The sequence below is a fragment of the Ruegeria sp. YTSC199 genome (assembly GCF_059609725.1).
Genome location: NZ_JBXWMF010000002.1, coordinates 44,680 through 65,767, shown reverse-complemented (window position 1 = coordinate 65,767; position 21,088 = coordinate 44,680). Strand labels below are relative to the sequence as shown.

The 21,088-nt window shown below is 60.7% G+C and carries 16 protein-coding genes; 6 read left to right on the top strand and 10 right to left on the bottom strand.

Annotation, left to right across the window (positions count from 1 at the left end; genetic code table 11):
• Window positions 1-262: 262 nt before the first annotated feature.
• Window positions 263-763 (top strand): hypothetical protein, encoded by a 501-nt coding sequence (locus tag AC2FEE_RS01980; protein WP_496862708.1) that lies wholly within the window; start codon window positions 263-265, stop codon window positions 761-763.
• A 3-nt stretch (window positions 764-766) separates the two neighbouring features.
• On the opposite strand, the gene AC2FEE_RS01975 is transcribed toward AC2FEE_RS01980, so the two are convergent.
• Window positions 767-1,843 carry a T6SS phospholipase effector Tle1-like catalytic domain-containing protein gene (locus tag AC2FEE_RS01975; RefSeq protein WP_496862707.1) on the bottom strand — a complete coding sequence of 359 codons (1,077 nt, stop codon included), beginning with the start codon at window positions 1,841-1,843 and terminating at the stop codon, window positions 767-769.
• Window positions 1,821-4,112, bottom strand: a complete 2,292-nt coding sequence (locus tag AC2FEE_RS01970; RefSeq protein WP_496862706.1) for a xanthine dehydrogenase family protein molybdopterin-binding subunit — start codon at window positions 4,110-4,112, stop codon at window positions 1,821-1,823. The genes AC2FEE_RS01975 and AC2FEE_RS01970 overlap by 23 nt, the downstream gene beginning before the upstream one ends.
• Before the next feature lie 150 nt (window positions 4,113-4,262).
• Here AC2FEE_RS01970 and AC2FEE_RS01965 point away from each other — a divergent pair, with 150 nt between their 5' ends.
• The 3 genes from AC2FEE_RS01965 (at window position 4,263) to AC2FEE_RS01955 (ending at window position 9,095) form a co-directional block, all read left to right on the top strand.
• Entirely contained in the window at window positions 4,263-7,424 is a 3,162-nt protein-coding gene (locus AC2FEE_RS01965) for a valine--tRNA ligase (RefSeq protein ID WP_496863024.1), read from the top strand.
• A 135-nt stretch (window positions 7,425-7,559) separates the two neighbouring features.
• The gene (locus tag AC2FEE_RS01960) at window positions 7,560-8,723 is read left to right on the top strand and encodes a benzoate/H(+) symporter BenE family transporter (RefSeq protein ID WP_496862705.1); all 1,164 of its coding nucleotides are present in this window, start codon (window positions 7,560-7,562) and stop codon (window positions 8,721-8,723) included.
• A gap of 39 nt (window positions 8,724-8,762) precedes the next feature.
• Window positions 8,763-9,095, top strand: a complete 333-nt coding sequence (locus AC2FEE_RS01955; protein ID WP_496862703.1) for a DnaJ family domain-containing protein — start codon at window positions 8,763-8,765, stop codon at window positions 9,093-9,095.
• On the opposite strand, the gene AC2FEE_RS01950 is transcribed toward AC2FEE_RS01955, so the two are convergent.
• Window positions 9,096-9,878 (bottom strand): crotonase/enoyl-CoA hydratase family protein, encoded by a 783-nt coding sequence (locus AC2FEE_RS01950; protein ID WP_496862702.1) that lies wholly within the window; start codon window positions 9,876-9,878, stop codon window positions 9,096-9,098.
• A 132-nt stretch (window positions 9,879-10,010) separates the two neighbouring features.
• Between AC2FEE_RS01950 and AC2FEE_RS01945 the strand changes: the two genes are divergently transcribed.
• Complete coding sequence (locus tag AC2FEE_RS01945; RefSeq protein WP_496862701.1) at window positions 10,011-11,120, top strand: pyridoxal phosphate-dependent aminotransferase; 1,110 nt, start codon at window positions 10,011-10,013, stop codon at window positions 11,118-11,120.
• A 14-nt stretch (window positions 11,121-11,134) separates the two neighbouring features.
• Here the strand turns inward: AC2FEE_RS01945 and AC2FEE_RS01940 are convergent, their stop codons facing one another.
• The 6 genes from AC2FEE_RS01940 to AC2FEE_RS01915 form a co-directional block, all read right to left on the bottom strand.
• Complete coding sequence (locus AC2FEE_RS01940) at window positions 11,135-12,325, bottom strand: pyridoxal-phosphate-dependent aminotransferase family protein (protein ID WP_496862699.1); 1,191 nt, start codon at window positions 12,323-12,325, stop codon at window positions 11,135-11,137.
• A gap of 51 nt (window positions 12,326-12,376) precedes the next feature.
• Window positions 12,377-13,009, bottom strand: a complete 633-nt coding sequence (locus AC2FEE_RS01935; RefSeq protein ID WP_496862698.1) for a bifunctional 4-hydroxy-2-oxoglutarate aldolase/2-dehydro-3-deoxy-phosphogluconate aldolase — start codon at window positions 13,007-13,009, stop codon at window positions 12,377-12,379.
• 5 nt (window positions 13,010-13,014) lie between these two features.
• Window positions 13,015-14,853, bottom strand: coding sequence for a phosphogluconate dehydratase (edd, locus tag AC2FEE_RS01930; protein ID WP_496862696.1), 1,839 nt, complete (start codon window positions 14,851-14,853; stop codon window positions 13,015-13,017).
• On the bottom strand, window positions 14,822-16,267 hold the full coding sequence (gene zwf, locus AC2FEE_RS01925; protein ID WP_496862695.1) for a glucose-6-phosphate dehydrogenase: 1,446 nt from the start codon (window positions 16,265-16,267) through the stop codon (window positions 14,822-14,824). Before zwf ends, edd begins: the two co-directional genes overlap by 32 nt.
• 139 nt (window positions 16,268-16,406) lie before the next feature.
• A complete protein-coding gene (gene ptsP / locus AC2FEE_RS01920) occupies window positions 16,407-18,650 on the bottom strand; it encodes a phosphoenolpyruvate--protein phosphotransferase (RefSeq protein WP_496862694.1) in 2,244 nt (747 codons plus the stop codon).
• A 46-nt stretch (window positions 18,651-18,696) separates the two neighbouring features.
• The gene (locus AC2FEE_RS01915; protein ID WP_496862693.1) at window positions 18,697-19,935 is read right to left on the bottom strand and encodes an aspartate kinase; all 1,239 of its coding nucleotides are present in this window, start codon (window positions 19,933-19,935) and stop codon (window positions 18,697-18,699) included.
• A 164-nt stretch (window positions 19,936-20,099) separates the two neighbouring features.
• Here AC2FEE_RS01915 and AC2FEE_RS01910 point away from each other — a divergent pair, with 164 nt between their 5' ends.
• A complete protein-coding gene (locus AC2FEE_RS01910) occupies window positions 20,100-20,453 on the top strand; it encodes a hypothetical protein (protein ID WP_496862691.1) in 354 nt (117 codons plus the stop codon).
• On the opposite strand, the gene AC2FEE_RS01905 is transcribed toward AC2FEE_RS01910, so the two are convergent.
• Window positions 20,447-21,085, bottom strand: coding sequence for an SDR family NAD(P)-dependent oxidoreductase (locus AC2FEE_RS01905; protein WP_496862689.1), 639 nt, complete (start codon window positions 21,083-21,085; stop codon window positions 20,447-20,449). The genes AC2FEE_RS01910 and AC2FEE_RS01905 overlap by 7 nt on opposite strands.
• Between the last annotated feature and the right edge of the window lie 3 nt (window positions 21,086-21,088).

The following is a 21,088-nucleotide window of genomic DNA, read 5'->3' as shown; positions in this document are numbered from 1 at the left end:
TTATGTTATTCAACCAAGATTAAAGTACAAGGTCCTGTTCTTAGCCTACGCTCTGCTGATCTTTGCTGCCTATATGCAACCGTTTGACTCGCAATTATTCGGAGCAAACACCGACGGAAAAGCCCTGTTACTGGTCCTTCAAGGTTTGTATTTTCTCGTTTGGCTCAGCCCCGCCCTACCCATATGTATTGGCGGATTCCCCTTGTTGGGGATGTGTTCAATCCCGCGTCTCCCAGCCACAATTCTGGCAATCTTGTCAGTCGTGATTGGACTGCTGCTGACGCTGGCATCCGGCGTTCTTGCCCTGTTTTCGGACACTCGACTATGGCATGGGATCAGCTTGACGATGGCCATCGCGTCCAGCTTTCTCATTTGGTCGGGTCGTGATGGGAAACCACACCCATCACGGGTTGCGAAAATCGGGATACTGATCTCGTCTCTGGCCGCACTCTGGTCCCTGCTGACGGTTCCGATGGTCCTGATACAAGCACGGCTAATCGCAGATGGCTCACCCTATTGTATAGCCGAACATTCGGAAAACTCCCCGATCGAATACCTGCACGGGCTGCGTGGATTCTCATTCTACACAACAAAAACCGGATACAAGTCGACTTCAGAATGGTACCTTCACGGTCTGATGATCGCTGGCCATCCCGAAGAGCAAAGGTTTTATAACTGGTCTCCAAGACGATGGCGGTTCGATCTAATTGAACGCCCGGATGCATTGATCGAACCCGTCAGAAACGCCTGCGATCCGAGCTGATCCCTACTGCGCCGGATGGGACGGCAAATCCGGCATCGGCACCCAGCCAGGCAACTCATTTGGTGCGACCGAGACATGCAGGCGTTCTGACGGATCGCGCCCGATTTTCCGGTGCTTGCGCAGCAGGAAAATCTTACCCCAGCCGCGCCAGGTTCCAACCGAAGGCGCAGTGGTTGCGGTCGGGAACCGATCGCGCCAGCCTTCGGGCAATGGCAAACCGTGCAGTTCCGCCTTATCCAGCATCCAGATCAGGGAAATGTTGCTGAGTGGCCGCGCGTCCTCGAACCCGTTCAGTTGCCCACCGACATCGCCGTGGGTGCCACGAAACCAGACCTGTTCGACGTGACCATCGAAATCAGAGGTACACTCCCACAGAACCGGTTCATAAACTTCACGCGTTTCGTCCAGCGCCATGGCTTGATAGCCGTGCCGGGTGGCAGGACCGAGTTGATGGTTGTGGAAAGCGTGTTTGTCCTCAGCCCAGCGCCACATCAGGGGCAGGCGCAGGCCCAGCGCCTTGACCGTGTCCCAGACGCCGATCATCTCAATGGCGATTTCCTCATGACAAAACTGACGACGGAAATCCCGGGCTGCGGTGCCGTTAGGATTGCATTCATAGTGGCGGTAGGCCTGTTTGATATTGCGCACAGTGGCATGCTCGGCCTTGAGCAGGCCAATCATGTCAATCACACCAGCAAGGCTGCGCACCCCGTAGGCGCCACGCGAGTAGCCAATAAAGAAAATCCGGTCACCGGGTTTGTAGCGCGACGCGAGGTAGCCATAGGCGCGACGGATCTGGCGGTTGATGCCGCGCCCCATCATCACGTCCAGCGAGGATTTCCAGCTTTCCCACTGCACGCCCGCTTCGTAGAACACCGAGACCTTACCGCCCATTTCCTGGCACAGGCGGAAAGTCCGCCCCGCATGGGTTTCAAATCCCGGCTCCAAAGTCGACATGGTGCCGTCGAGGATGATGACATGGCTGACAGGCTCGCGGTGCAGCGCCTCGGCCGAGTGTTCGGACCGCAGAGGCCGTCCGAGCCAACCCAGTACCTTTCTACTCAGCCGCGACAGAACCATGTGTCAGCAATTCCCATACTCTGTTGGGTGTGAAAGGCATATCCGCCTGCCGCACCCCGTGATCCCAAAGCGCATCCTGAACCGCGTTTGCCACAGCTGCCAGCGCGCCCACAGTGCCGGCCTCTCCGCAGCCTTTCATCCCCATCGGGTTGGAAGTTGACGGAACCGGCGCCGAGGTAAACTTTATCATGGGTATCTCGGCCGCGCGGGGCAAGTCGTAGTCCATCAACGAAGCCGTGAGCAGTTGCCCTTGCGCATCATGCACAACATGCTCGGTCAAGGCCTGCCCAATGCCCTGAACCACACCGCCATGCACCTGCCCTTCGGCCAGCATCGGGTTGATTAGGTTACCAAAATCATCAACGACTGTATAGTGGTCCACCCATGTTTCACCAGTGTAGGAATCGATAACAATTTCGGCAACATGCGCCCCGTTGGGATAGCTGCGCGCATCGAGGTTGGCGCGTGCTTCGTGTTGCAGCAGATCGGTGCGGCCATCGGCGCGAGCCATCTCAGCCGCCTCGGTCAGGGTCGGTGTCAGGTTTGATCCGGGCGCGCGGAATGTTTCGTGATCAAAGCTCACGTCTGTCTCCTCGACCCCCATCTTATCGGCCAGATAGGGCGTGAATGCGGCGATCATGACGTCGAATGTGGCCAATGCCGCCGTGCTTTGCACCGTGACCGAACGCGACCCACCGGTGCCGCCCCCGTGGAGCAGCTGGTCGCTGTCGCCCTGAATGATGGTGATCCGGTTCATGGGAATGCCCGTCTGGTTCGACAGGAACTGGGTATAGGCTGTCTCATGCCCCTGCCCGTTTGACTGTGTCCCGACGTAAAGGTTCACGGTCCCATCCTCGCAGAATGCGATCTTTGCGTTCTCGGAAGGGTCACCCAGAATGCTTTCGATATAGAAACAGAGGCCCTGCCCCCGGATCAGGCCACGCTCGGCATCGGCGGCCTTGCGTTCGGCAAAGCCCTGAGTCTGTTCGCCCACACGGGTCAGGACCATGTTGAAATCGCCGACGTCATAGGTCTCGCCAGTGGCGGACGTGTAGGGAAACTTCTCGGGCCGGATGAAGTTCTTGCGCCGCAGCTCCCACGGATCGACCCCTAGTTCACGTGCCGCGCGATCCATCAACCGCTCAAGCACATAGATCGCCTCGGGTCGCCCAGCACCACGATAGGCATCGACCTGCGTGGTGTTGGTGTAAAACCCCTCGACCCGCATATAGGTCGTCTGAACGTCATAAACCCCCATCAGAACCTTGCTGAACAGGTCGGTCTGGATCGCCTGAGCGAAATGGCTGTTGTAAGCGCCCAGGTTGACCTTGCTGTGGACCCGGTAGGCGGTGATCCGGTGATCGGCGTCAAAGGCCAGTTCGGCCAGCGAGGTCAGATCGCGGCCGTGATGGTCCGACAACATCGCTTCGGACCGGTCAGACATCCAGTGGACGGGCTGGCCCAGCTTCATCGCGGCCACGGCGACACAGAAATACTCGGGATACGGCATCACCTTCATGCCGAACCCACCACCCACATCGGGGGTAGTGACGCGGATCGCCTCAGTCTCCAGCTTTAGCTTTTGTGCCAGTTGCGCCCGCATGGCCCAGACACCCTGACCGCCGTAAGCAAACTGCAACCTCCCATCCACCCAATGCGCCTGACAGCCGCGTGGTTCGAGCGAGGTGATGATCACCCGATTGTCTGCCACGTTCAGCGAAACGGTATGAGCAGCCTGCTGGAACGCAGCCTCGGTCGCCGCTTCATCCCCCAACCCCCAGTCAAAGGCGCGGTTGTCAGGGGCTTCGAGGTGCAGCACCTCCCCTCCGGCGTCGATATCCAGCTTGGCGCGCAGGTCGTCGGTCTCTAACCAGATCATCTCAACCGCATCGCGCGCCTGCATCGGGGTTTCGGCAATCACCACCGCCACCGGCTCGCCGACAAACCGCACCCGGTCTTTCGCCAGCATATGCCGGTCCGGTGCCGCCGCCTTGGACCCATCCCGATTGGTCACCGTCGCCGCGTTCATCACAGTATCGATCCCCGCCCCGACCAGATCATCCAGCATCATGACCAGCCGCACGCCGTCCGCCTCTCGCGCGGCGTCCAGATCCAATGCGGTGATCCGGCCATGCGCAACCGGGCTGCGGAAGAAGGCAGTAAACAGCGCGTCACCTGGTACATCATCATCCATGTACCGCCCCTGTCCGGTCAGAAACCGCTGATCCTCGACCCGCTTGACTGGCTGGCTTTTTCCGAACTTGTCCATGGGATGCTCCTGTCGCTGCCTCACAGGCGACATTAGGTGGCACCGGTTCGTTGTCCAGTGCGTCCAACTCTGCTCCCTTGGCCCTTCCCCTTCCCTTGCGCATTCGTTATTGCAGGCGCTGACCCGAGATTGATGACGCAGGACGCACCCATGGCGATGGAAAAGACATTCAACGCGGCCGAGGCCGAGGCCCGCATCTACAAGGCCTGGGAACAGGCCGGAGCCTTCAAGGCAGGCGCGAACAAATCACGCGACGAGAGCTTTACCATCATGATCCCGCCGCCCAATGTGACAGGCGCGCTGCACGTGGGTCACGCGTTCAACAACACGCTGCAGGATATTCTGATCCGCTGGCACCGGATGCGTGGGTTCGACACGCTGTGGCAGCCCGGTCAGGACCACGCCGGTATCGCCACGCAGATGCAGGTGGAAAAGATGCTGGCCGCCACCCAGCAGCCCGGTCGCAACGAGTTGGGGCGCGAGGCCTTTCTGGACAAGGTCTGGGAATGGAAGGGCGAATATGGCGGCACGATCATTGAGCAGTTGAAGCGTCTGGGCTCCTCCTGCGATTGGTCGCGCAATGCTTTTACCATGGCCGGTGCGCCGCGCGACCCGCACACGGGGCATGAGAACTCTGCCAATTTCCATGACGCCGTGATCAAGGTTTTCGTCGACATGTACGAAAAGGGCCTGATCTATCGCGGCAAGCGTCTGGTCAACTGGGACCCGCATTTCGAGACCGCCATCTCGGATTTGGAGGTCGAGAATATCGAAGTCGCGGGCCACATGTGGCACTTCAAATACCCGCTGGCCGGGGGCGAGACCTATACCTATGTCGAAAAGGACGAGGACGGGAACGTTATCCTTGAGGAAGAGCGCGACTACATCTCGATCGCCACGACCCGCCCCGAAACCATGCTGGGCGACGGCGCGGTGGCCGTTCACCCTTCAGATGAGCGGTACGCGCCAATCGTAGGGAAACTCTGCGAAATCCCTGTTGGCCCGAAAGAGCATCGCCGTCAGATTCCGATCATCACTGATGACTATCCCGATCCCGATTTCGGATCAGGCGCAGTGAAGATCACCGGCGCGCATGACTTCAACGACAACATGGTGGCTAAGCGCGGCGGCATCCCGATGTACCGCCTGATGGACACCAAAGGTGCGATGCGGGCCGATGGCGCGCCCTATGCCGACGAAGCAGTCAAGGCGCAGGAATTTGCGCGCGGGCGCGAATTCACCGAGAACGAGATCGACGCGATCAACTTGGTCCCCGATCACCTGCGCGCGCTCGACCGGTTCGAGGCACGCGCAAAGGTGGTTGAAGAGATCACCGCTGATGGTTTGGCTGTAATGACCCGCGCGGATGATCCGCGTCTGGGTTCGGCCGCGTTGAAGCCGGATCACGAAGGCGCAGACAAGCAAGTCGCGCTGGTCGAGAGCAAACCGATCATGCAGCCCTTCGGCGACCGCTCGAAGGTCGTGATCGAACCGATGTTTACAGACCAGTGGTTCGTCGACGCCGAAAAGGTCGTCGGCCCCGCGCTGGATGCGGTCAAGGAAGGCACGGTCAAGATCATCCCCGAGTCGGGCGAGAAGACATATTACCACTGGCTGGAAAACATCGAGCCCTGGTGTATCTCGCGCCAGCTATGGTGGGGGCATCAGATTCCAGTTTGGTATGGCCTCGATCTGTCGGCCGAAGATTTCAAAGACGACGAAAATGACGGTGACCTTGATCTGGTCGAGTTGGGCCGTTTGCTGAACGAAGGCGGCATGCTGCACCGTGGCAATGTCATGGAATGCGCAGCGAGCCTTGAGGCAGTTACCGAAAAATTCCTCGACGACAACGCAAACATTCCGAGCCCGCTGAGCCACGCGACTGTGATCGAAGTCGCCGACAAGCAGGAAGCAATCCATCAGTTCGCTGAAAGCCTTGCCCAATACGCAGTAGAACAAGACCCGACCAAGCTGGTTTATCCGGTTTGGCGCGACCCAGACGTCCTCGACACCTGGTTCTCGTCCGGCCTTTGGCCCATCGGCACGCTGGGCTGGCCCGAGCAGACCGAGGAGTTGGAGCGCTACTTTCCCACGGACGTTCTGATCACCGGCTTCGACATCCTGTTCTTCTGGGTCGCCCGGATGATGATGATGCAACTGGCCGTGGTGAACGAGATCCCGTTCCACACCGTCTACCTGCACCAGCTCGTCCGCGACGAGAAGGGCAAGAAGATGTCCAAGACCACCGGCAACGTCATCGACCCGCTGGAGATCGTGGACGAATTCGGTGCCGACGCACTGCGCTTTACCAATGCCTCGATGGCGGCGATCGGCGGCGTGCTAAAACTGTCCCGCGAACGCATCACCGGCTATCGCAACTTCGGCACCAAGCTTTGGAATGCCGTCCGCTTTGCCGAGATGAATGAGGTCTTCACCGACGCCGTGCCGCAACTGGACGTGGCCAACCTGAAACCCAAGGCCGCCGTGAACCGTTGGATCATCGGCGAAACCGCCCGTGTACGAGAAGAGGTTGATGCGGCGCTGGAAAGCTATCGCTTCAACGACGCGGCCAACGGGCTTTATGCCTTTGTCTGGGGCAAGGTTTGCGACTGGTACGTGGAACTCTCCAAACCACTGCTGCAGGGCGACGACGCCGATGCGCAGGCCGAGACCCGCGCCACCATGCGCTGGGTTCTGGATCAGTGCATGGTTCTGCTGCACCCGATCATGCCATTTGTCACCGAAGAGCTCTGGGGCCTCACCGGCAACCGCGCAAAAATGGTGGTCCACGCAGACTGGCCGACCTACGCCGCCGGTGACCTGATCGACGCGAATGCGGATCGTGAGATGAACTGGGTGATCTCGGTGATCGAAAACACCCGCTCGGCCCGCGCGCAGATGCGGGTTCCGGCGGGCCTCTATGTGCCGATGCTGGTGACCGAGATCGACGCCAACGGCCAAGCCGCCTGGGACCGCAACGAGGCGCTGATCAAGCGCTTGGCGCGGATCGACAGCCTGACCAAGGCAGATGAACTGCCAAAAGGCACCATCTCCATCGCTGCCCCCGGCGCGTCCTTTGGTCTGCCGCTGGCGGATATCATCGATATCGGTGCAGAAAAGGAGCGGTTGGAGAAAGCCAAGGGTAAGCTCGCCAAAGAACTCGGCGGTCTGCGCGGACGTCTGAACAACCCCAAATTCGTGGCCTCGGCCCCGGAAGAGGTTGTCGCCGAAGCCAAAGCCAACCTTGCCGCCCGCGAAGAGGAAGAAGAGAAACTGAACGAGGCGCTCGCCCGTCTGGCCGAAATCGCCTGATCTTCCTCTTTCCAACATTACCTAAATCCAAACCCCACTTCCCAATCCGGCGGTGGGGTTTTCTTTTTACGCAGGGACTTGCCCCCAAAGCCTAACCCTTGCTAGCAATTGCCGGTGGCAAGCCCCGAGGTCAGAATGGCACGCACAATTCCGCCGATCCAAACCGTCTCGACCGGGCTGGTTGTGGCTATTGTCGGGTTCTTCAGCTCATTCCCCATCGTGTTACAGGGGTTGGCCGCCATGGGGGCGTCACCGTCGGAATCCGCCTCAGGGCTGATGATGGCCGCCGTTGCCATGGGGTTGGCGGGCATCGGCCTCAGCCTGTGGTACCGACAACCCATAAGCGTCGCGTGGTCGACGCCGGGCGTCGCGCTGTTGGCTGTGTCCGCGATGCCCGCGGCGGGCTTCTCCGACGCCGTAGGGGCGTTCCTGTGTGCGGGCGCGCTGACCGTGCTGGCCGGGCTTTGGCGCCCATTGGGGCGGTTGGCCGCAGCAATTCCGACGACGCTGGCACAGGCAATGCTGGGAGGCGTTCTGCTGCCCCTGTGCATCGTCCCGTTCAAGGCAGCCGTTGATCTGCCCTGGCAAGCTTTGCCAGTGATCCTGACGTGGTTCATCGCCGGGCGTATCAATCGACTGTTCGCCGTCCCGGCGGCGGTGATCGCTGCAGCGATTGTTGTGGTCCTGAACGCAGGCGATACATCGGTTGCGCCTTCTCATCTGATGGCCGCACCGGTCTGGACGACGCCGACCTTCTCGCTGGCTTCCGTCATCGGCATCGGAATCCCGCTTTTCATTGTAACTATGGCCACTCAGAACATCCCGGGCATCGCGGTGATGCGAAGCTTTGGTTATACGCCCGCGCCTGGCAGGCTGTTTTCTTCGGTGGGTGCGGCCAGCATTGTGTCAGCCCCGTTTGGCGCTCCAGCCACCTGCCTCGCCGCCATCACTGCCGCGATGTGTTCCAACGAGGACAGCCACGCCGATCCAGCCCAACGCTATTGGTCGGCCGTGATGGCGGGTGTTTTCTATTGCCTGTTCGGCATCTTCGCGGTGGCGATTACCGGTTTTGCGGTACATGCCGATCCTCTGCTGATGGGTACATTGACGGGGATCGCGCTGATCGGGGTCTTGGCCAATGCAACCCACGCGGCACTTGAGGTGCCTGCCGAAAGAGAAGCTGCAATTCTGACCTTTGCCATCACAGCCTCCGGTATTTCGGCCTTTGGTCTGGGGGCGGCTGTCTGGGGATTGTTGGCAGGCGGGATTGTCTATCTTGTGACACGTCGGGCACGGTAGCCGCTTTCAAAGCTGAAATGGTTGCGATATCCTCCCTCCATGTTTGGATCGCTGGGAAAACTGATCGAACGTCAGATCAAAAAGGCACAGTCCGAGGGCCTCTTGCAGGGGCTCGAAGGCGAAGGTCGACCTCTGCCAGACCGCTCCAGCGAAGCGCAAAGTGACCCCGCAATTGCAGCCAGCCATCGGATCATGGCACAGGCCGGGGTCCTTCCCGAAGAGTTCGAGATCAAGAAAAGGCTGGACTCGGCGCGAAAGAACTATGCCGGCCTGACCGACCCGAATGAACGCAAAGCCGCCATGGCCCGGATCGCGGACCTTGAGATGCGATACAATATGGCACGCGACGCGCGGCGGACTTTTATGCGCTGATTACTTGAACTCGGGCTTGCGGCCCTGCATCTGCGCCATCACGACCTCCATCTGATCGGGCTTGCCAATCAGTTCGACCTGTTCAGCAGATTCCTCCATCAGAACCTCGGCGCGGGGCTTGGTCTCGGCCACTTCGATCAGGCGTTTGGCAGCCCGGATGGCCGAAGGGCTTTGGCCCGCGATCTCTTCGGCCAACGCCTGCGCCTCGGTCAGGGGGTCATCCGAAAGTTTTGTGACCAGCCCCCAATCCGCCGCCTGCTGCGCGCCAATAGGACGCGCGGTGTAGGTCAGCAAACGCAGCACGTCCGATCGCACGAGTTGCGGCAACAGGACCATCCCCCCCATGTCCGGAATGATGCCCCATTTCATTTCCATCACCGCCAGCTTGGCCTCGGGGTGTGCAATGCGGATGTCTGCGCCCAGTGCGATTTGCAGACCACCACCATAGGCAACGCCCTGAATGGCGCAGATCACAGGCACCGGCACGCGCCGCCAGACCAAGGCCAGTTCCTGCATCTCGTTGGCATCGCCGTGGCTGCGAGCCATCAGCCATTCGGTCGGGTCCATATGGGCCATCTTGGCAAAGCTGGCCATGTCGAGCCCGGCGCAAAAGCTCTTGCCCTCACCCGACAGAACCACGGCACGCGCATCCGAGGCCGCGACCTCCTGTCCGGCGGACTGCAGCGCCTTGACCATCGCGTCATCCAGCGCGTTCATCTTGTCACCGCGCGTCAGTGTGACATGGGCAATGTGATCTTTGTATTCGACGGATACGCGTGTCATGCGAACCTCCCAAATTCCGTTGTTTTAACCATGCCCGGAACTTTGGCGACCTTCCACCTCTACGTCGGGGCAGGTCTGACGGCTCTCATGCAGGTGGTTGCCTGACAGGGGGCCATGGGTTTATCTCGCTGCATGACTGACCTACGCTATACCCCGCTTGCCCTGTCACTGCCCACAACCGTGCCCTTTATCGGGCCCGAGACCCAAGAGCGTCAGCGCGGCGCGCCCTTTGTGGCTCGGCTTGGCGCGAATGAGAGTATCTTCGGCCCCTCACCCCGTGCAATCGAGGCAATGGCGGCGACAGATATCTGGATGTACGGCGACCCCGAGAATCATGACCTGTGCCACGCGCTTGCGGATCACCACGGGGCAAAGCCGGAAAACATCGTGGTAGGCGAAGGCATTGATGGCCTGTTGGGATATCTCGTACGGTTGCTGGCTGGGCCGGGCGATGCGGTTGTCACTTCGGACGGGGCTTACCCCACCTTCAACTACCACGTCGCGGGATTTGGCGGCGTGTTACACAAGGTGTCCTATCTGGGCGACCACGAGGACCCTGCGGCGTTGTTCGCCAAAGCAGCTGAAGTGGATGCAAAGCTGGTCTACCTGGCCAACCCCGACAACCCGATGGGCAGCTGGCACAGCGGTGCTGAAATCGTCAAAGCGATGGATGCCCTGCCCACAGGATGCCTGCTGGTGCTGGACGAGGCCTATGTAGAATGCGCGCCCGAAGGTACCGCAGCCCCGTTCTCGGCGGATGATCCGCGCGTGATCCGGATGCGCACGTTTTCCAAGGTCTTCGGCATGGCCGGGGCGCGGGTTGGCTATGCGATTGGCGCGCAGGGGCTGATCGAAGCCTTCAACAAGGTCCGCAACCATTTCGGAATGAACCGAGCCGCGCAAGCAGGCGCGCTGGCTGCGTTGCAGGATACTGAATGGCTGGCTCATGTGCAGGAGCGCATCCGCGCGGCCCGCGACCGGATCAACCAGATCGCGCGAGACAACGAGCTAGAGCCCCTGCCCTCGGCCACAAACTTTGTTGCCATTGATTGCGGACGGGATGGCACTTTTGCCAAGGCGGTGCTGGAAGCACTAGTGGCGCAGGGTATCTTTGTGCGCATGCCCTCCGCCGCCCCCCAGAACCGGTGTATCCGTGTCAGCTGTGGAGAAGCGGCAGATCTGGACGCCTTCGCCGCCGCGCTGCCGAATGCCTTAGCGACAGCGCGGGAAGACACGCGGTAAAAGGGACCTATGCCTCATTGGGATAGAACGGCGGCTGCGGCCTCAAGCGCACCTTTGCTGCGCGGGATGCTCAGCGCGGCCATTGCGGTCTCCATCCCCCCCAACATCGCCATCACCATCTGACCGTTCACGTGGCCCATATGGCCGAGACGGAAAAAGCCGTTCCAGTCCTCCATGCCAAGGCCGATACCCAGCGTCAGGCCCATCTGCGCTTCGGTAAACTGGCGCAATGGCGTGCCGCGCTCATCCGTCAGGCACAGGGTGGTGACGGCGTGGCTGCGATGAGCGCGATCAGCGACGTTCAGATGTAACGCGCCACCTTCGGCCCAGGTTTCACAGGCTGTCCAGATCGCGGTGGCAAGGCGTTCGTGGCGCGCCCAGACATGCTCGATGCCTTCCGCGTGGATCATGTCCAGTGCAGCGCGCAGGCCATACAGGTGATGCGTCGGCGCAGTACCGTTGAAATACTGATAGAACAGGTCCGGGTTCACGCGCGGCTGCCAGTCCCAATACTGAGAGACTCGCGGCATTTCGACCCGCTTCGCCTGCGCTTTGTCGTTGAAGAAGACAAAGCCAACGCCGGCCGGAGTCATCAGTCCCTTTTGGCAAGCGGTGACCATGACATCGACGCCCCAGGCGTCCATTTCGAACCGGTCGCAACCCAGCGAGGCAATACAGTCCGCCATCAACAGCGCCGGGTGCTTCAGTTCGTCCAGCAACGCCCTCAGCGCCGGAATGTCGTTGCGGATCGAACTTGAAGTGTCCACATGCACAGCCAAAACCGCCTTGATCCGGTGCCCGGTGTCTGCACGCAGAGTATCCGCGATGCGCTCCATATCCCACGGCGCAGACGTACCGAAATCGATCAGCTCGACCTTGGCACCGATTGCCTTGGCCATTTCGGCCCAGCCATGGGTGAAGCGGCCCGAGGCTGGCGCCAGCACGGTTTCCCCGGCGGCGATCACGTTCGACAGCGCCGCCTCCCATGTGCCGTGGCCATTGGCGATATAGATGGCGACGCTGTGTTCAGTCCGGGCCACGCGGCGCAGGTCGCGCGTTAGGGCGGGCATCATCTCGATCAATTCACCGTCATAGATATTGGGCGACGGACGGTGCATGGCCTGCAGAACCGCATCGGGCATGACCGACGGGCCGGGAATAGCCAGATACTCGCGCCCCTGCACGAGAGAGATATGGTTTGTCATGGGGTCAACCTGTGTCAATTGACGCCCACCCTAGCGAAGCAAAAGGTGGCGTCAATCCATCAGCTTGGCGGCCTCACGGGCGAGTGTTTCGATCCCGGTCCAGTCGCCATCCAGAACCATCTGTTTGGGCGCAACCCAGCTACCGCCAGCGCAGACAACATTCGACAGCGACAAGTAATCCCGCGCATTTGCGGGCGACACGCCGCCTGTGGGGCAGAAGGTGATCTGGGGCAGAGGTGCGCCGATTGCCTTCAGAGCAGGCGCGCCACCCGACGCTTCGGCTGGGAAAAATTTCAGCATGTCGTATCCCTGCTCCAGCAGGCGCATCGCCTCGCTGGCCGTGGCAGCACCGGGCAGCAATGGCAGGCCTTCGGCCTCACAGGCGGCGATCAGAGCATTGGTTGCACCGGGTGAGACGCCAAACTGCGCGCCAGCCTCTTTGGCGGCGCGGACGTCCTCGGGGGTGACCAGTGTGCCTGCGCCTACGACGCCGCCGGGCACCTGCGCCATCTCGCGGATCACGTCCAGAGCCGCAGGTGTGCGCAGCGTGACTTCCAGCGCGGGCAGCCCACCGGCGACCAGCGCCTCGGCCAAGGGACGAGCGTGTTCGGCATCATCGACGACCAGAACGGGCACAATCGGCGCAAGGGCGCAGATTTCGCGAGTACGTTGAGTTTTGGACATGGCGATTACGCTCCGAAAATGCTGGCACCGGCGTCGGCGGAACCGACGTTGTTGCGGAAGGCGGCGAAAAGCTCACGCCCGACGCCGTGTTGATTGGCGGACAGGTCGGCGGTGACGGGGCTTCGGTCCAGTACGCCCGGGGTGAGGATTTCCAAGTCGCCCTTCACCGCATCAACGCGCAGCAGGTCGCCATCCTGCAGACAGGCAATTGCACCGCCCTCCAGCGCCTCGGGGCAGACATGGATTGCGGCGGGCACCTTACCCGACGCCCCGGACATGCGGCCATCGGTTACCAGCGCCACCTTTTGCCCCCGGCCCTGCAGGATCGACAGCATTGGTGTCAGCGAATGCAATTCGGGCATACCGTTGGCCTTGGGGCCCTGAAAGCGGACAACAACGATGACGTCGCCAGTGAACTCTCCGGCCTTGAAGGCAGCTTTGACCTCCTCCTGATCGTGGAACACCCTGACCGGTGCTTCTACCACCTGGTGTTCGGGGGCCACGGCCGAGACTTTCATGACGGCGGTGCCGAGATTGCCGGTCAGGCGTGATAGGCCACCGGTGGGCTGGAACGGGTCCGAGGCAGGGCGAACAATCTTTTCGTTCAGACTGTGGCCCGCGCCCTCTTCCCAGGTCAACTCGTCGCCCTTCAGCTTGGGCTCCTTGGTGTAATTGTGCAGGCCCTGCCCCGCCACAGTCAGCGTGTCGGGATGCAGCAACCCGTCCTCCAGCAGCGTGCCGATGCAATAACCCAGACCGCCGGCCGCGTGGAAGTGGTTTACGTCGGCCAGACCGTTGGGGTAGACCCGCGCGACCAATGGTACCACGGCGGAGATGTCGGAAAAATCTTCCCAATCCAGCACGATACCACCCGCGCGCGCCATTGCGATCAGGTGAATCAGCAGGTTGGTCGATCCGCCCGTCGCCATCAGGCCGACGATGCCATTTACAAAGGCGCGCTCGTCCAGCACTTGATAGACCGGCGTATATTCATTGCCTAAAGCGCTGAGAGACAGGGCGCGGCGGGCGCCCTCCTGTGTCAGCGCATCGCGCAGGGGGGTGTTGGGATTGATGAAGCTGGCCCCCGGCAAGTGCAGGCCCATGAACTCCATCAGCATCTGGTTGGTGTTTGCCGTTCCATAGAAAGTACAGGTGCCGGGGCCGTGATAGGCGGCCATCTCGGCGGCCATGAGCTCTTCGCGCCCGACCTCTCCGGCAGCGAATTTCTGGCGGATCTTGGCCTTTTCGTCATTCGGCAGGCCGCTGGTCATGGGGCCGGCGGGCAGAAACACGGCAGGCAAATGGCCAAAGGCTTGCGCACCGATGATGAGGCCCGGAACGATCTTGTCGCAAACGCCGAGGAACACGGCCGCGTCGTAGGTGTTGTGGCTGAGCGCCACTCCGGTCGCCAGCGCAATCACATCGCGTGAGAACAGGGACAGTTCCATCCCCGCCTCACCCTGCGTGACGCCATCGCACATCGCGGGTACACCGCCTGCGACCTGTGCGGTGCCACCCGCCGCGCGGATCGCATCGCGGATCAGGCCGGGATAGCGTTCAAACGGCTGGTGTGCCGAAAGCATGTCGTTGTACGAGGTGACAATGCCTAAATTCCCGGCAGTCCCCGTTGCCATCGGTTGCTGATCCTGACCCGCGCCAGCATAGGCGTGGGCCTGACCGCTGCAGGACAGATGCGCCCGAGCGGGTCCTTTCGAGCAGGCTTGCTCCATCCGCTCAATATGTGGCCCTCGCAGGTCAGCGCTGCGGTCGATGATCCGCTGGGTAACGTCGGTGATAACAGAATGAACCAATTTAACCTCCGATCTGACGCCAGCGGCGCCCATCGCGATGCATGAGCATCAATGCTTCTTCGGGGCCCGAACTGCCCTGATCATAACGGGCCGGGCGATCGCCCCGATCCTCCCAGCCCTGAATGATGGGATCGACCCAGGCCCATGCGGCCTCGGCCTCGTCCCCGCGCATAAACAGGGTCTGGTCACCGCGAATGACATCCATCACCAGCCGTTCATAGGCATCCGGCGCACTGGCCTCGGCGCCCAACGCGTCGGCAAAGCTCATGTCCAGCGCCACGTCGGAAAGTCGGAAGCCGCCCGGGCCGGGGTCTTTGATGGTGGTGCGCAAGGTGATGCCTTCGTCCGGTTGCAGGCGGATCACCAGCACGTTGCCGCGCAGCGGGCCGACATTCGGAAAGATCGTATGCGGGGGATCGCGGAAGAACACGGCAATTTCGGATTCCCGCGCACGCAGACGTTTGCCTGTGCGCAGATAGAACGGCACCCCGGCCCAGCGCCAGTTTCCCAGATGCACTTTAAGAGCAATAAAGCTTTCGGTCCGGCTGACGGGATTGCCGACGTGATCTAGATAGCCGCCTTCCCCATGTTCGGCACGATACTGACCGCGCGCGATGTCTTTAGGCTCAATCGGTTCCAACGCCTCGATTACCTTGACCTTTTCGTCACGCACGGCGTTGGGCGAGAACTTCGAAGGCGGCTCCATCGCCGTCAGGCACAGAAGCTGCACCAGATGGTTCTGGATCATGTCCCGCATGGCGCCGGACTGGTCGTAGTAGGCTCCGCGCCCCTCGACCCCGACGGTTTCGGCCACGGTGATCTGTACATGATCGATATGGGTCGCGTTCCACAGCGGCTCGAACAGCGAATTTGCAAAGCGCAGGGCCATCAGGTTTTGCACCGTCTCTTTGCCCAGATAGTGATCGATCCGGTAAATCTGATGCTCTTCGAAACAGGCGCGCAAGCCTTCATTCAGCGCTTTGGCCGAGGCCAGATCGTGGCCGAAGGGTTTTTCCACCACAATTCGGCTGTCCGGCGTGGCCAGCCCGTGATCATGCAGACGCTGCGCAATGCCCGAGAACAGGCTGGGACCGACCGACAGATAGAAGGCGCGCACCACATCCGGGCGCAGAGACTTCGCCAGATCGGACCAGCCCGCCTCACCCATTGCATCGACCGGAACGTATTCTACCCGGGTCAGGAATTGATCCAACAGGTCTTTTTTGAACTTCGGCGCGAATTCTTTCATCGACGTGCGGATCTGTTCACGAAACGCATCGCTGTCCATATCCGACCGGGCCGTGCCGATGATCCGGGCATCCTCGGGCATCTGGCCCACTTCGAAACGGTGATAGAGGCCCGGCAGAATCTTGCGCTGTGCCAGATCGCCAGTGGCACCGAACAACACCAAATCGAACGGGTTGACCGGAATTACACGTGAAACCATCGACAGGCTCCTTCAGTTTTCACCCGTGTCACCATAGCACCACCTCTTCGCAGCGCTCGTGACATGGGATATGTTATCGCTAACATTCGCGATCTGAATAGGCAATGCGGATGCGGAAAGCAAGCCCGGATTTGGAAAATCAGCTTTGATTGCGCAGCCATTCCATGACTGCGGGTCGCACCGACTGCTCTCCGCGGTGGCGCGCATCGGCGATGATTTTGCGCAGCGACTGCAAATTGGCCCGCAGCAGAAGACTTTTGACCGGACCGATCGAGGCCGGGCGCATTGACAGTGACCGAATGCCCATCGCCGCCAGACACAGCGCCTCAACCGGGCGGCCAGCATCTTCGCCACAGAAGGACAGCGGCGTGTCTGAGATGTTGCAGCGCTCCACGATCCGCTCGATGAAGGTGAGAAAGCTGACATTCAGTGTGTCATAGCGGCGACGCACCAATTCGTTCTCGCGGTCGGCGGCAAAGAAGAACTGTTTCAGGTCGTTGCCGCCGATCGAGACGAAATCGACCTCGTCAAAGAACTTCTGTGGCGCAAAGGCAAGGGACGGCGTTTCCAGCATCGCGCCGACCTCGATTGTCTCGGGCAGGACGTGACCAAGGCGCTTTTCCCGCTCGATAGTCTTGTTGACCTCCCACTTCGCCTCGCGGAATTCATCGGCTTGCGCCACAAAGGGGAACATTACTGTCAAAGGCCGGCCATTGGCGGCGCGCATCAGGGCCTGCAACTGCATCCGCATCACGCCGCGCTTGTCCAGTCCGACGCGAATCGCGCGCCAGCCCAGCGCCGGGTTCGGCTCGGCCACATGTTTCATATAGGGCAGAACCTTGTCCGAGCCGATATCCAGCGTTCGGAACACCACGCGTTTGTCCCCGGCCGCATCCAGAACACGCTGGTATTGCGCCACCAACTCCGACCGTTTCGGCATCTGGTTTCGGATCAGGAACTGCAATTCGGTCCGGAACAGTCCCACACCCTCGGCACCCGAGTTGTTCAGAGAAGGCAGGTCGGCCATCAGGCCCGCATTCATCACCAGATTGATCCGCTCGCCATCCCGCGTAACGGTCGGGGTTTCTCGGATCGAGGCGTAACGTTCCTGTGCCTTGGCCTGCATCGCGATCTTGTCCCGGAAAGCGCTGACCACGGTGTCCTCGGGGCGCAAATGAACGACACCATGATCGCCATCAACCAGGATGTGGTCGCCGTTCAATGCCTCCGTGGTTATGCGGCCCACGTGAACAACCAGCGGAATCGCCAGTGCGCGTGCGACAATAGTGGCGTGGCTGCCGACCGAACCTTCCTCGAGCACGATACCTCTCAGCGAACGACCATATTCCAGCAAATCACCAGGACCAATATTGCGGGCGATCAGGATCGGATCGGGTGGCAAGTCGGCTCCGTCGGTCTTGCCCTGCCCGGTCAAAATCCGCAGCAACCGGTTGGACAGATCGTCCAAATCCGCCAGCCGCTCGCGTAGATAGGGATCGGTGACCTGCTCCATACGGGCGCGGGCCTGAGATTGTTCCTTTTCGACCGCAGCTTCGGCACTGAGGCCGCGGGCGATGTCCTCTTCCATCCGCCGCATCCAGCCCTTGGAGTTGGCAAACATCCGGTAGGCTTCCAGAACCTGGAGCTGTTCTTTGTCAGCTCCCTGCGAGATTTCCAGCATTTTGTCGACGCCGACGCGCAGTTCTTCTACCGCCTCGTTCAGGCGCTCCAGTTCACGATGCGGGTCTTCGGCGATGGGGTTGGTCACCACCACGCGCGGTTCGTGCAGCCAGACATGCCCTTCGGCTGAGCCCTCTTGCGCCGGGCCACCGTTCAACTGCACCGATTGCTGGTGCAGCGGCGACAGGGCCGCGCCCTCGCCCACAAAAGCGCCCAGCTCGGCCATTTCAGCCAGAACCATGGCGACCACTTCCAGCGCATAAACTTCATCTGCCGAAAGCTCGCGCGCTTCGCGGGACTGAACCACAAGCACGCCCAGCTTTTCGCCCAGACGTTGAATGGGCACACCAAGGAAGGACGAAAACCGTTCCTCGCCGGTTTCGGGCATGTAACGAAAGCCCTTGGCCGACGGTGCATCCGCCGTGTTCATCACCTTGCCGGACTGGGCAACGCGGCCCACCAGCCCCTCGCCCATACGCATCCGGGTCTTGTGGACCGCTTCGGGTGACAGGCCTTCAGTGGCGCACAACTCGAGCGTTTCTTCGTCGCGGAACAGATAGATCGAGCAGACCTCGGCCCGGATACTGTCCGCAATCAGGCTGGTGATCCGGTCAAGACGTTCCTGACCGGCGGCTTCGCTCGCCATCTCTTCGCGCAGCCGCCCCAGCAGCTTGCGGGATTCTGTTTCGGTGCCGTCCGCCATGGCCCAACCAAATTAGTGTGTCAGGCGTGATCCTTGGCTGAGATGCTCAGGCCGCCTTGTCCAGTTCAAAGGCATCATGCAGTGCCTGAACCGCAAGTTCCATGTATTTCCGATCCACCAGGACGGAAATTTTAATCTCAGAGGTTGTAATGACCTTGATGTTGATCCCCTCATCCGAGAGGATCTTGAACATTTTGGCCGCAACACCGGACTGAGAGCGCATGCCGATACCTACGACCGAAACCTTGCAGACGTCTTCATCCGCGACCAGTTCGGCATAATTCAGCTCACCCTTGTCCTTGATCGCCAGTAGGGCTTTTTCCGCGCGTGCCACCTGATCGGTCGGGCACGAGAAGGTCATGTCGGTGCGCCCCTCGTCCGAGATGTTCTGCACGATCATGTCCACGTTCACGCCCTCATCGCTGAGGGCGGTAAAGATGGTCGAGGCGATACCGGGGCGGTCTGCCACCGATACGACGGTCATCTTGGCCTCGTCACGGGAATAGGCCACACCGGCCACGACATTGGATTCCATGATATCCTCCTCGTCAACGACCAGCGTACCGGCCTCGTCGGATTGTTCTTCGAAACTTGATAGAACGCGCAGTTTCACATTATAGCGCATCGCCAGCTCGACCGAGCGGGTCTGCAGTACCTTGGCCCCCAGCGAGGCCAGTTCGAGCATTTCCTCGAACGAAATACGATCCAGCTTGCGCGCCTTTTCACAGATGCGCGGGTCGGTGGTATAGACGCCGTCCACATCCGTATAGATGTCACAGCGTTCCGCACCAAAGGCGGCAGCAAAGGCCACGGCAGTGGTGTCCGAACCGCCCCGGCCGAGGGTGGTGATGCGGCCTTCGGGACTGATACCCTGGAACCCTGCAACGACGGCCACTTTCATGCCTTCGTCAAATTTCTGACCGATATTCTCGGTCGGAATTTCCTCGATCCGAGCCTGGCTATGGGCGCTGGTGGTTTTCAACGGCACCTGCCAGCCCTGCCAACTGCGGGCCGGAATATCCATTTCCTGCAGAGTCAACGCCATCAGACCGGCGGTTACGTTCTCGCCCGAAGACACCACAGCGTCATATTCACGCGCATCGTACAGCGGCGAAGTCTCATCGACCCAACCTACCAGTTCATTCGTCTTGCCAGACATGGCCGAGACGATGACGATCACGTCATAACCCTTGGCCACCTCAACACCGATGCGTTTGGCCGCGCGGCGGATGCGGTCGAGGTTGGCAACCGATGTGCCACCGAATTTCATAACGAGTACGGGCATGAGGGTGGTCTCTCCGCGCCTTGGAATTCAGATCCCGTGCGTCTTATGCGAGGGGGGCCGCAAGGGCAAGGGTTCAAAAACCGCATCGAATGCGGTATCGGGTCGCTTTACATCCACCCGCTGCAGTGTCAGCCTTAGGCGACGCATTTTCCAAGAGGTTTTCCATGCTCCGCCTTGTCATCGCAACCGTCCTGCTGTCCTCTCCCGCCTTTGCGCAGGTATCCACACTGGCTGCAACCGATGGCAAGAACGCTTTGGGTACTGTTCCCTGCGCCACGGGCGGCGCACCGCTGAGCGACTGCCACGCCGAATTGCGCCACCACGACGACGGCACCACCACTTTGGCCGTAGCACTGGGTGCCGGAGAAGTACGCAGCATCTACTTTACCGATGGCGTGCCGAATTCCAGCAGTTCGCCCGCCAAGATCAGCCACGAAACCCGCGGTGATCTCACGGTGGTTTTCATTGACCCGAATGAGGTCTACGAAATCCCTACCGCCGCGCTGATCCGTCAATAAGCGTGGGGGCGGCCGTCCCAGGTTTCGAAACTGCCCGTGGTGTCCAGTGACAACGCGTCGAACCGCTCGATCAGGCCCTCTGCGGCCTGATCCGAAGTGATTTCAGCCGCAGGTCCACCCATTTCCGTTTTCACCCAACCGGGGTGATAGATGCCAACGGCGATGCCGTCCGAGCGCAGATCGGTGGCCAGATTCCGCCCCAGATTCAATGCGGCGGCTTTCGAGGCACGGTAGATGTAGCTGCCGCCCGGTGCCCGCGTGTGCGACGCCATTTGCGAGGACAAGATGGCAACCTTGCCGCGTGCGGCGCGAAGGTTGGGCAACAAGGCCTGAACGGTCAGGAAAACGCCTGTGACATTGGTGGCAAAGCTTTGCGCCCACATCTCTGCCGAATAGCCGTCGATGCCCTGCCCCTTGTCCAGATAAACCCCGGCATTGCAGATCAGCAGATCGACCGGCTGGTTTGCCAGTTGCACCGCCATTTCCGCGTGCTGCGCCGGGTCGGTGACATCCAGTAACACTTGAGCGCTACCGTCCCGCGCGGTGCCGGTCAGCATGTCTCCGCGCTCCCGATAGTGATCCGCCAGCGTTCTACCGATTCCACGACCGGCGCCAGTGATCACAACATGCATGAT